The 11087-nt window shown below is 68.5% G+C and carries 11 protein-coding genes; 6 read left to right on the top strand and 5 right to left on the bottom strand.

Features of this window, described 5'->3' with window-relative positions:
* Positions 1–13: 13 nt before the first annotated feature.
* Both OPU70_RS15975 and OPU70_RS15970 read right to left on the bottom strand, forming a co-directional pair.
* Positions 14–1738 (bottom strand): ABC-F family ATP-binding cassette domain-containing protein, encoded by a 1725-nt coding sequence (locus tag OPU70_RS15975; protein ID WP_498558226.1) that lies wholly within the window; start codon positions 1736–1738, stop codon positions 14–16.
* A gap of 256 nt (positions 1739–1994) precedes the next feature.
* Positions 1995–2651 carry an alpha/beta hydrolase gene (locus OPU70_RS15970; RefSeq protein ID WP_455905435.1) on the bottom strand — a complete coding sequence of 219 codons (657 nt, stop codon included), beginning with the start codon at positions 2649–2651 and terminating at the stop codon, positions 1995–1997.
* Positions 2652–2764: 113 nt separating this feature from the next.
* Here OPU70_RS15970 and OPU70_RS15965 point away from each other — a divergent pair, with 113 nt between their 5' ends.
* Positions 2765–3364 (top strand): NUDIX hydrolase family protein, encoded by a 600-nt coding sequence (locus OPU70_RS15965; protein WP_042538622.1) that lies wholly within the window; start codon positions 2765–2767, stop codon positions 3362–3364.
* Between the two features lie 90 nt (positions 3365–3454).
* On the opposite strand, the gene OPU70_RS15960 is transcribed toward OPU70_RS15965, so the two are convergent.
* Positions 3455–4522, bottom strand: a complete 1068-nt coding sequence (locus OPU70_RS15960; protein ID WP_042538623.1) for a threonine aldolase family protein — start codon at positions 4520–4522, stop codon at positions 3455–3457.
* Positions 4523–4611: 89 nt separating this feature from the next.
* On the opposite strand from OPU70_RS15960, the gene OPU70_RS15955 reads away from it, so the two are divergent.
* On the top strand, positions 4612–6081 hold the full coding sequence (locus tag OPU70_RS15955) for an MFS transporter (protein WP_311878082.1): 1470 nt from the start codon (positions 4612–4614) through the stop codon (positions 6079–6081).
* A gap of 15 nt (positions 6082–6096) precedes the next feature.
* Here the strand turns inward: OPU70_RS15955 and OPU70_RS15950 are convergent, their stop codons facing one another.
* The gene (locus tag OPU70_RS15950) at positions 6097–6738 is read right to left on the bottom strand and encodes an SDR family NAD(P)-dependent oxidoreductase (protein WP_455905433.1); all 642 of its coding nucleotides are present in this window, start codon (positions 6736–6738) and stop codon (positions 6097–6099) included.
* 105 nt (positions 6739–6843) lie between these two features.
* Entirely contained in the window at positions 6844–8283 is a 1440-nt protein-coding gene (locus OPU70_RS15945; protein ID WP_498558225.1) for a DUF6421 family protein, read from the bottom strand.
* A gap of 72 nt (positions 8284–8355) precedes the next feature.
* Here OPU70_RS15945 and OPU70_RS15940 point away from each other — a divergent pair, with 72 nt between their 5' ends.
* From OPU70_RS15940 to OPU70_RS15925, 4 genes are all read left to right on the top strand, one after another.
* Positions 8356–8814, top strand: coding sequence for an Lrp/AsnC family transcriptional regulator (locus OPU70_RS15940; protein ID WP_079113436.1), 459 nt, complete (start codon positions 8356–8358; stop codon positions 8812–8814).
* Positions 8815–8928: 114 nt separating this feature from the next.
* The gene (locus OPU70_RS15935) at positions 8929–9219 is read left to right on the top strand and encodes a DUF4287 domain-containing protein (protein ID WP_455905432.1); all 291 of its coding nucleotides are present in this window, start codon (positions 8929–8931) and stop codon (positions 9217–9219) included.
* A gap of 34 nt (positions 9220–9253) precedes the next feature.
* Positions 9254–9901 (top strand): dihydrofolate reductase family protein, encoded by a 648-nt coding sequence (locus OPU70_RS15930; protein WP_455905641.1) that lies wholly within the window; start codon positions 9254–9256, stop codon positions 9899–9901.
* Positions 9902–9955: 54 nt separating this feature from the next.
* A complete protein-coding gene (locus tag OPU70_RS15925; RefSeq protein WP_042538638.1) occupies positions 9956–10933 on the top strand; it encodes a 1,4-dihydroxy-2-naphthoate polyprenyltransferase in 978 nt (325 codons plus the stop codon).
* Positions 10934–11087: the final 154 nt, after the last annotated feature.

Here is an 11087-nt window from a genome sequence, read left to right as displayed (position 1 = left end):
CCCCCCCACCTCGTCAGAGCGCCTCGTGCAGCGCGCCCTCGGCGTCGATCTCGAGCGTGAGTCCCAGGTCGAGACGGGCGAGGAACGCGTCGTCGTGACTCACGACCAGCACCGCCCCGCGGTAGGCCCGCAGCGCCTCGACGAGCTGGTCGACGGTGTCGATGTCGAGGTTGTTCGTCGGCTCGTCGAGCACCACGAGGTGCGGTGCGGGATCCGAGAGCAGCAGCCTGGCCAGCGACACCCTGAAGCGTTCGCCGCCAGACAGGGCGGCGACAGGGCGCTCGGCCGTGGCTCCTCGGATGAGGAACCTGGCGAGCCGGTTGCGCAGCTCCTTCTCGGGCACCTGCGACGCGGCATCCGCGATGTTCTCGAACACCGACCGGTTCTCGTCGAGCCCGTCGATCCGCTGCGGCAGGTAGCCGATGCGGTCGGTGAGCGCCGTCGCCGTCAGCGCCGGCCGTTCCGTATTCAGCAGGGATTCCTCCGAGAGGGCGGTAGAGCCGTCATCCGGACCGATCGTCGGCATCGGTGCTGACTCGCCGACGCCGACGCCGACGCCGACGCCGACGCCGACGCCGCCGCCGACGCCGGCTCCGGCCACCAACCGCTCGAGCAGCGTCGTCTTTCCGGCGCCGTTGCGCCCGATCAGGGCGACGCGGTCGGGGCCCTGGATGATCCATGACCGTTCGCCGTCGCCGATCATGGCGATGCGCCGCGAGCGCGACACCTGCGGGTCGGGAAGCTCGATCTTCATCGACGCATCCGAGCGCAGACGCCGCCCAGCCTCATCGAGCGCGGTGCGAGCGGCATCCTCCTTCGCGCCGACCTCGGTGCGCAGCTTTCCTGCCGACACCTCGGCGGCCATCTTGCGACCGTGCGCGATGATCTTCGGCACTCGCTTCTCGATCTCCGCCTTCTTCGCCGTGCGCGACCGGTGCGCGAGCTTGACCTCGGCCTCGATGCGCTGACGCTTCTCCTTGCGGAACTCCTGCTTCGCCGTGACCTCTGCCTGCCTGGCGGCCTCCTGCTCGGCATCCAGCCAGGCTCGCCATTCGGAGTACGGGCCCCCGAACACGCTCAGCGTCTGGGCGTAGAGCTCGGCGGTGTCGTCCATCAGCTCGAGCAGCGAGAGGTCGTGGCTGACCACGATGAGCGTGCCCGTCCACGATCTGACCATGGCTGCCAGCTTCGCGCGCGCGTCCCGATCGAGATTGTTGGTCGGCTCGTCGAACAGGGTGATCGGTGCACGCCGCAGACGGATGCCGGCGATCGCGACCAGCACCGCCTCACCGCCCGACAGCTCGCCGACACGTCGGTCGAGGAACTCGGGGGCGAGGCCCGCCTCGGCCAGGGACTGCTCGGCTCGTGCCTCGATGTCCCAGTCGTCGCCGACCGCGTCGAAGTGCGCCTGGTCGACATCGCCCGCGCTGATCGCTCGGACGGCATCGAGGGCTTCGGCGACTCCGAGCAGCTCGGACACCCGGCGGTCGACGTCGAGCGTGAGCTGCTGCGGCAGGTACGCGACCTCGCCAGTCGTGGTGAGGGATCCGGTCGTGGGACTCAGCTCGCCCGCCATGAGGCGGAGCAGCGTCGACTTGCCGGCGCCGTTGCGGCCGACCAGCCCGGTGCGACCGGAGCCGAACGATCCCGAGACCGAGTCGAGCGCGGTGGTGCCGTCCGGCCAGGTGAAGGTGAGTCGGTCGAGGGTGACCGACGCGTGGAGGGTGGGTACTGACATGGTGTCTCCTGTCGAGTGCGAGGGTGCACTGACACCGGTCGCCCGAGGGCCCGTCTGAGCGGGGCGCTGTCGGAGGACAGCGGGCGTGGTCTGCCGTGGAGTCGGCGATCGTCGGGTCAGCGCGCGGAAAGGTGAGCGCGGAGGCGACGGATCAGATCAAAGGACTTCCAGACACGGCGGACAGGACTCCACGACGATACCCGGGCGTGTCGGACTTTCGCAACCCCGGGCGTGTCGCACTTGCGGACAAGCTCGATCAGGCCTTGGCGGCCCGCTCCAGCCATTTCGTGAGGAAGACGTGCACGTCGCGGAGCTCTTCCTCCGAGATGCTGTGCGTGAGTCCGGTGTAGACCCGCCCTGACAGCTCGGAGTGCGAGGGCAGCCACTCTGCGGTGTGGGCGACCAGCGCCTCGGGGATCACCTGGTCGTTCGTGCCTCGGCCCCAGAAGACGTGCGGTCGCGACTCGGTCAGCGCTTCGTCACCCGGAAGCTCGCCGGCCGCGGCGTAGCCGCTGAGCGCCACCACGGTGTCGATGCTCTGCGGGGCGAGGCGCATGGCCTGGAGCGCGACGGCGGCGCCCTGCGAGAAGCCGAGGAGAGCCACCGCAGGAGCATCCTCCCGCGCATCGTCGAGCCAGCGCAGGAATGCCTCTGCCGCCAGCGTCACCGACGCGGCGCTGCGGCCGTCGAGGCCCTCGATGGCATACCAGGAGCGCCCCGGCATCGGCCACGGGGGTGCGAGCGGGGCGGCGACGGATGCCACCGCGACGCCCTCGGGCAGATACGGCACCAAGCCGAACAGGTCGTGCTCGTCGGCGCCGTATCCGTGCAGCAGCACCAGCAGCGGCATCCCCGCGCGATCTTCGGTCGACCAGCGCGTGAGGAGCCCGTCGATCATCAGTTCTTCGCTCACTCGTCCATCCTGCCAGCGCCTTCCGACACGCGCAGGCGCTGATCGTCGGATCGTATGCCGGTCGTGGCCGCAAGTCGGTGTTCGGGCGAGGATGCGGCTGGTAGAAAGGAGACATGTCCGTCCGCACACCTGATCCCGATCCCGAGCCCGACGACGGCCTCGAGGGTTTCGGCTCCGCACAGCCCTCGCGCGACTCCAATCCGGGGTGGTTGAGCGAGTACGAGCTCGCAGAGGCGAGACGCCACCTGCCGATGCTCTACGTCGAGGCGATCCCGGTGCGCACCGACGGTTCAGGCCAGGTGACCGAGATCGGCATCCTGCTGCGGTCGACCCCCATGGGCGAGATGACGCGCACGATCGTCTCGGGTCGAGTCCGGTTCGGCGAGACGATCCGCGATGCGCTGTTCCGCCACGTCGAGAACGACCTGGGCCCGATGGCGTTCCCGCTGCTTCCGCCCCAGCCACTGCCGTTCACGGTCGCCGAGTACTTCCCGATCCCGGGGGTCAGCGCCTACCACGATGACCGTCAGCACGCCGTCTCGCTCGCGTTCGTGGTGCCGGTCACCGGCACGTGCGAGCCGCGACAGGACGCGCTCGAGGTCACGTGGTTCTCGCCGGAGGCGGCGGCGTCGGACACGGTCGCCGCCGAGATGGAGGGTGGGCGCGGCACGCTCATCCGTCTGGCGCTCGCGAATCTCGGTCTGCTCCGCTAGCGGCGCAGTCACCGCATACGCGAGAGACCCACCGTCACGACTTCTGATGGTGGGTCTCTCTCGTCGGTCGCGGGCGCCGCGACCGAATTCTCAGCGCGTGGTGAGGCGCGCGAGCTCTGCGACGAACTCGTCGACGTCGGACTCCTCGGTGTCGAACCCGCACATCCAGCGGACCTCGTTGCGCGCGGCATCCCAGTCGTAGAAGCGGAACTTCTCGCGCAGCCGGTCGGCGATGCCGTCGGGAAGCGTCGCGAAGACGCCGTTCGACTGGGTCGGCTGCGTGAACGACACTCCGGTGATCTCGCCGGCGGCGATGCCGGCCTCGATCGCGCCGCGCAGGCGCTGGGCCATGGCGTTCGCGTGCTGGGCGTTGCGCAGCCACAGGTCCCCCTCGAGCAGCGCGATGAGCTGCGCCGAGACGAACCGCATCTTCGACGAGAGCTGCATGTTGAACTTGCGGGAGTACTGCAGACCCGTCGACGCCTCGGGGTTCAGCACCACGATGGCCTCGCCGAGCATGGCTCCGTTCTTCGTGCCGCCGAAGCTGAGCACGTCGACACCGGCGTCGCGGGTGAAGGCGCGCAACGGCACGTCGAGGGCCGCGGCCGCGTTCGAGATGCGTGCGCCGTCGAGGTGCAGCATCATGCCGCGTTCGTGCGCGTGGTCGGCGAGCGCGCGGATCTCGTCGACGGAGTACAGGGTGCCGAGCTCGGTCGACTGCGTGATCGAGACCACGAGCGGCTGTGCGCGGTGCTCGTCGCCCCAGCCCCAGGCCTCGCGGTCGACGAGCTCGGGCGTGAGCTTGCCGTCGTCCGTCGGCACGGCGAGGATCTTGAACCCGCCGATCCGCTCGGGGGCACCGCCTTCGTCGACGTTGATGTGAGCGGTGGACGCCGCGATGACGGCGCCCCAGCGGGGCAGCATCGACTGCAGGCCGGTGACGTTCGCGCCGGTGCCGTTGAACACCGGGAAGGCCTCGACGCCCTCTCCGAAGTGCGCGCGGAAGACCTCCTGCAGACGCGCAGTGTAGGCGTCCTCGCCGTATGCGACCTGGTGGCCGCCGTTCGCCGCTGCGATGGCCGCGAGGACCTCGGGGTGGACGCCGGAATAGTTGTCGCTGGCGAAGCCCCGGACGGCGGGGTCATGCTGAATACTCACCGCACAAGCCTATTGCCGGATGCCGGCCGCTGACGCCGCGCTGCGGAACCGCCCTACCGAATGTCCGAGGCCCCGCCTACCCTCTAATCATGGAGCGCACCGCAGCGAAGACGGCCTTCGCGAACGTCCTCGTCAACACGCTCATCGCGAACGTGACGACGAGCTTCCTGTGGTTCGCGCTGACGTTCTGGGTGTACATCGAGACGCAGTCGGTGCTCGCGACCGGCATCATCGGCGGCGCCTACATGCTGTTCGTCGCCTTCTTCGCGATGATCTTCGGCACGATCGTCGATCGCAACCGCAAGCACACGGTGATGCTGCTCTCGAGCGTCATCTCGGCGGTCGCGTTCCTGATTGCGGGGGTGCTCTACGTCTGGCAGCCCGAGTCGGCGCTGCTCGACCTCGGCGGCCCGTGGTTCTGGCTGTTCTCGGCGATCATCCTGTTCGGCGGGGTCATCGAGCAGCTGCGCAACATCGCGCTCTCGACCACGGTCACGCTGCTGGTGCCCGAAGACCGGCGGGCCAACGCCAACGGCCTCGTCGGCACGGTGCAGGGGCTGGCCTTCCTCGTGACGAGCGTGTTCTCGGGGCTCTCGATCGGCTTCCTCGGCATGGGGTGGACTCTGGCGATCGCGATCGGCGCGATGGTGCTGACGTTCGTGCACCTGCTCTTCATCCGCATCCCCGAGGGGGCACCGCACCCCGACCCCGACGCCAAGAGCGCACTCGACTTCCGCGGCAGCGTGGCGGCCATCAGGCTGGCGCCCGGGCTGTTCGCGCTGATCATCTTCTCGACCTTCAACAACCTCATCGGCGGCGTGTACATGGCGCTGATGGACCCCTACGGTCTCACCCTCTTCGACGCCCAGATGTGGGGGTTCGCTCTCGCGTTCGCGTCGACCGGGTTCCTGATCGGCGGCGGGCTCGTGGCGAAGTTCGGCCTCGGCGCGAAGCCGATGCGCACGCTGCTGCTGGTCGTGATCGCGATGGGCATCCTCGGCTCGCTCTTCATGCTGCGCGAGTGGTGGCCGCTCTATGTGATCGGCATGTGGATCTACATGGCTCTCGTGCCTCCCGTCGAGGCGGCGGAGCAGACGATCATCCAGAAGGTGGTCCGCTACGACCGGCAGGGGCGCGTGTTCGGCGTCGCCGCCGCGATGGAGGCCGCAGCCGCCCCCATCACGGCGTTCCTGATCGCGCCGATCGCCGAGTTCCTGATCATCCCGTACATGAAGACCTCCGAGGGGCAGCAGCAGTGGGAGTGGCTGCTCGGCACGGGGGATGCTCGGGGCATAGCGCTGATCTGCCTGTTCGCGGGCATCATCATGGTGGTGGCTGCCACACTCGCGTTCTTCACGAAGTCGTATCGCAAGCTCACCGAGCTCTATGCGAACGCCCCGGAGCAGGATCCGAACGGCGAGGATGCTGTGGAGGACGGCGATGCCAGCGACGCTGCAGGGGCAGACGCGGTCGCGAATCGCAGCGTCGACGACCGCATCGCAGATTCCCCGCCGCCGCTGCGGGGGCTGCCGCCCGAAGTGCCCGACGCGCGTCGCTAGCCGCGGTCGACCGGGTCAGTCGAGCGTGAGGATCTGGTCGTTGAGATCGGCGGCGTCGCCGTCCCACAGGGCCAGCACACGCGGTGCGAGTGACTCGGGGTCGAGCGCCTTCGCCCGGAACACGACGGATGCCGCGCGCAGCGGCTCCCCGGCATCCCCGGCCGCCTTGGCGAAGCCCTGAGCCACGGCGCGTGTCCACGCCTCGCTCGCCGCCTTGACGGCCGCGTAGTTCGCACCGCCCGCCAGAGGGCGCCCCACGGCGGTGGACGAGACGATCGCGAAACGTCCGGCATCCGACGCACGCAGTGCACCGTCGAACGCCCGGCTGGTCGCACGCACCGCATCGAGCGCCGGCAGGAGGGCGCGGAAGTCGTCATCGGACTGCCCGGCGAGCCCGCCGCCGCCGCGCCAGCCGCCGACCAGCGGGATCACCGCGTCAACCGTGTCGAGCCGTGAGGCCAGCTCCGTCATCGCCTCGAGTGAGGTCGCGTCAGCCACCTCGACCTGGGCTCCGATCGACCGCAGCGACTGCAGCCGCTCGGCGGAGCGACCGGTGGCGATCACCTGCGCCCCGGCGTCGACGAGTGCCCGAGCGAGCGCGAGTCCCGAAGGGCTGGTGGCTCCGGCGAGAAGGACGGTTCTGTCGGTGACGCTCATGTGCTCAACTCTCTCGAAGGAACAGTGCTGCGGCCACCCCGGGCAGGAATGGCCGCAGACGCTGCGTCCGATCGCCCCCGCGACCGGACCCCAGAAATGCGCGAGTCAGTCGTCGGTGCCCCGGATGCCGACGGTCGACTCGATGACCGGCTTCATCTTCTTGTCGAGGGCTTCGAAGAACATGGAGAGGGGGAACTCGTCGTCCAGCACCGCGTCGGTGAAACCCTTCGGGGCGCCGGCGAGGATCTCGTCCGGAAGGCCGCGGGCCCAACGCGAGGCGGGGTTCGGGGTGAGCACGGAACGGACGAGATCGTAGGCGGCCAGCCAGTGAGCCGTCTTCGGGCGATCGATCGAGCGCCAGTAGAGCTCGTCGATCGCATCGCCGAGGGCGACGACCGCATCGGGCACGGCAGCCCAGTCGAACGCGAGGGCGGTGTCGGTCCAGTGCAGCACGCCGCGCTGGTGCAGCCAGGCGAACAGCAGCTGTCCACCGAGACCGTCGTAGTTGCGCACGCGCGATCCGGTGATCGCGAAGCGGAAGATCCGGTCGAAGATCACGGCGTACTGCACGAGGTCCGCGTGGTCGAGCATCTCGTGCTCGGAGTCGGAGAGGCTCTCGCCGGCCTCGGCACGCGCACGCAGGGACCGCTCGATGTTCACCGACTCGCGGAACGCGGTCAGGTCGCACCGCAGCTCTTCGAGCGAGTAGAGGAAGAACGGCATCCGCTGCTTGATCATGAACGGGTCGAACGGCAGGTCGCCGCGCATGTGGGTGCGGTCGTGGATGATGTCCCACATCACGAACGCGCGCTCGGTCAGCGCCTGGTCGTCGAGCATCGCGGCGGCGCGCTCGGGAAGCTCGAGCTTGGTGATCTCGGCGGCCGCGCGGGTGACCCGACGGTAGCGGGCGGCTTCACGGTCCTGGAAGATCGCGCCCCACGTGAACGAGGGGATCTCGCGCATCGCGACGGTCTCGGGGAACAGCACGGCCGAGTTCGTGTCGTACCCGGGCGTGAAGTCGACGAGCCGCAGCGAGACGAACAGCTTGTTGCCGTAGTCGCCGGCCTCGAGCGCAGCGATGAACTCGGGCCAGATGGTCTCGACGATGAGCGCCTCGACGAGGCGATCGCTCGAGCCGTTCTGCGTGTACATCGGGAAGACGACCAGATGACGGATGCCGTCGACCCGGTGCTGCTGAGGCTGGAAGGCCATGAGCGAATCCAAGAAGTCCGGCACGCCGAATCCCTCGGAGACCCAGCGGTCGAAATCGACGATCGATGCGGCGAGGTACTCGGCGTCGTGCGGGAAGGCCGGAGCGAGGGCGCGGATGCCGGCGGTGACCGCCCCGACGAGAACGCGGGCTGCGGCGTGGTGCGCAGCATCCGGGATCGAGCCGTCCTTGATCTGCATCTCGCGGATCGCGATCGCCGCGTCCTTGAGCTGCGCCCACGCTGCGGAGGATTCCGCGGTCGATGCGTCTTCGACGACCTCGGGTTCGCCGACGATGGCCTGTGCAGCGGAGCTGTTGGCGGAAATGATGGACATCGGGACCTCCGATCGGAGACTTTCACGGAAAGATTCCGGCATATACGGAATCCTGACGATAATATTACATCCATGGATGACTCCGTCGACCGCGCGATCCTGGCCGAGATCTCACGAGACGGGCGTGCGACGCTGTCTCAGCTCTCCGACGCCGTCGGGCTCTCCGTCTCGGCCGTCCAGTCGCGACTCCGTCGCCTGGAGACCAGAGGCGTCATCACCGGCTACCGTGCGATCCTCGACCCCGAGCTGGTCGGCACCCCTCTCTCGGCGTTCATCGAGATCACCCCTCTCGACCCGGCCCAGCCCGACAACGCCCCCGAGCTTCTCGAGCACCTCGACGCGATCGAGGCGTGCCATTCGATCGCCGGCGACGCCAGCTACATGCTGTTCGTGCGGGTCGCATCGCCGCGCGCGCTGGAAGAGCTCGTGCGCGACATCCGCCTCGCGGCGAACGTCAGCACCCGCACGACGGTCGTGCTGCAGACCTACTACGAGCACCGGCCGATCATCTCGGTCGCCCCCGACGCCTGATCCTGGTTTCGAACACCTGATCGCACTCTGGAAGAACGGCGTCGCACCGGCCATACTGTGACAGATCTCTCGTCGCAGAGGATCCCACGCCAGCGCTGACTCCCAGGAGCATCCATGTCCTTCCAGGCATACCTCGACAAGGTCGAGACCCAGACCGGCCTCACGCCTCGCCAGTTCATCGCACTCGCCAAGGAGCAGGGGTTCGACGAGTCGACCAAGTCGACCGTGGTCCTCAACTGGCTCAAGCAGGACTACGGCCTGGGCCACGGTCATGCGCAGGCGATGGTGCACGTGATCCTCAAAGGCCCGCAGATCAGCGACAAGCACGTCGGCAAGGGCGGAGCGCACGGTGACGCGTCCGACACCCTCTGGCTCGACGGCAAAGACAGCAACCCGAACCCCTGACCTGCGTCTCCCGGCACACGACAGAAGAGAGAGAATCATGGCCGTCCGCGTCGATCTCAACGTCTCCCTCGACGGATTCGCGACCACCACCGACCAGACACCGGAGAACCCCTTCGGCGACGACTGGCCGCGTCTGGTCGCTGCCTACGCCGCGACGCGGACGTTCCGCAGCCGCGTGCTCGGTGACGACTCAGGAGCAGGCACGACCGGAGTCGACGAGAAGTACGCCCACGCCTACTTCGAGGGGATCGGCGCCGAGATCATGGGCGCCGGGATGTTCGGTCTGCACCAGTTCCCGGACGATCGGCAGTGGCGCGGCTGGTGGGGCGATGAACCGCCGTTCGAGGTGCCGGTCTTCGTTCTCACCCATACTGCGCGCGACTCGATCGAGTTCGCGAACGGCACCGTCTTCCACTTCGTCGACGGAAGCCCGGAAGAGGTGCTGCCGCGTGCTCTGGACGCCGCGAACGGGGGCGATGTGCGCATCGGCGGCGGTATCGACGTGGTGCGGCAGTTCCTCGGGGCGGGACTGGTCGATCGGGTGCACCTTGCCGTGAACCCGCTCGTGCTCGGCCGAGGCGAGCGCATCTGGGACGGTCTGCGCGGGATCGAGAACGGCTACGACGTCGAGTCCGAGGTCGCCGAGTCGGGAGTCACGCATCTGACCTTCCGCCGGGGCTGAGCCCGCGGCATCGTCCGCGCGTCGTCCATCGGCGGCCCCAGTAGGATTCCCTGCGTGGCAGCATCCTCGAAGCGCAAGAAGAACCAGACCCGTGTGAGCGGCAATCCCGCGAAGCGGGCGAGCGGCAACCCCGCGAGCCAGGCCGTCATCGACGCCGGGCCCGTGACGTTGGGCGACTGGATCGGCGCCGCCCGTCTGCGCACGCTGCCGCTCGCCGTCGCCCCGGTCGTCATCGGCACAGGCGCCGCACGCAGCACCGGTCCGGAGTTCCACTGGGTGATCGCCCTGGCGTGCCTCGCGGTCGCCGTGCTGCTGCAGATCGGCGTCAACTTCGCGAACGACTACAGCGACGGCATCCGCGGCACGGACGCCGTGCGTGTGGGGCCGGCTCGACTGACGGCATCCGGTCGGGTGAAGCCGCGCACCGTGCTCGTCGCGGCTCTCGTGTTCTTCGCGCTCGCCGCGGCGGTCGGCGTCGCGATCGTCATCCGCACCGAGCAGTGGTGGATGCTGGCAATCGGTGCGGCCTGCATCATCGCCGCCTGGTTCTACACCGGCGGCAAGCGACCCTATGGATACAACGCGCTCGGCGAGGTGTTCGTCTTCATCTTCTTCGGACTCGTCGCGACCCTCGGCACCACGTGGGTGCAGGTCTTCGAGCTGCCGCAGCAGGCATGGCTCGGAGCGATCGCCGCCGGTCTCTTCGCCTGTGCTGTGCTGCTCGCCAACAACCTGCGCGACATCGACCAGGATCGCGTGGTCGGCAAGCGCACCCTGACGGTGCTGATCGGCAAGCGGGCGACCCAGGTGCTGTTCACTCTGTTCGTGATCGTGCCCTTCGGCATCCTTGTGCTGATCGCGCTGCTGTACCCGATCGCGTGGATCGGTCTGCTCGCGCTGCTCGCCGGACTCCCGGCCATCCTCATCGTCTGGACCTACCGCCAGGCGAAAGAGCTGGTCACGGCACTGGCCCTGACATCGCTGACCGCACTCCTCTACGCCGGCGCGTTCTTCTGGGCGCTCGCCGGCTGATCGTTGTGGGGGATATCGGCGAGAAGGTCGGCGACTGGTTCGTCGACACGACCGGCATCGGCGAGTGGTTCAACTGATGACGGATGCCGAGAGCTAGGCATGCCGAAGGGATCTCGGCGGATCGACGGCTTCGTCGTGCAGGCGCGTCGCCAGG

It is taken from the genome of Microbacterium sp. SWDP-B6 (assembly GCF_059803615.1).
The sequence above is the reverse complement of the archived record's forward strand: the minus strand, read 5'-3'. Positions and strand labels throughout refer to the sequence as shown.